The 509-nt window shown below is 63.5% G+C and carries 1 protein-coding gene; it reads right to left on the reverse strand.

From position 1 onward, the window contains the following. Nucleotides 1–509: AMP-binding protein (locus tag A5652_RS21400; RefSeq protein WP_156745470.1), on the reverse strand; the 509-nt coding region annotated here is incomplete at both ends.

A 509-nucleotide genomic window follows, 5' to 3' on the forward strand; every position in this document is an offset into this window, starting at 1 on the left:
ATCAACAAGTGCGCCAACCGGTTTGATGCTTCATCAAGCTCGCGATAGGTCATCGACTGGCCAGCGAAACTGAGCGCTACCGCCTCTGGGGCCCGGGCCACCTGCGCGGCGAACACCGCCGGAATCGACACCCCCAAGCCCGCCGGCCGAGCCAACGCCGCCCGATTACCCCAACCCTCCAACTGGGCAAGCTCACCAGCACCCAACACATCCACCGACGACAACCGCGCCGCCGGATCAACGGTCATCGCCAGCACCACCCGCTGCAACCGCTCGATCAACACCTCAATGCTGGCCGCATCGAACACATCAGTGCGAAACTCCACCTCCCCACCAATCCCGGCGGGCTCACCAGCATCGGTCCAACGCTCAGCCAACGACCACGTCAAATCCATACGCGCAGTATGGGTATCGGCCCGCAACGGCGTGACCTGCAAATCCCCCAACATCGCCCCGGCCGCATCACCGTCTTGCCAGTTCTGCCACGCCAACATCACCTGAACCAACGG

Source organism: Mycobacterium sp. 1165178.9, from assembly GCF_001673555.1.
GTDB lineage: Bacteria > Actinomycetota > Actinomycetes > Mycobacteriales > Mycobacteriaceae > Mycobacterium.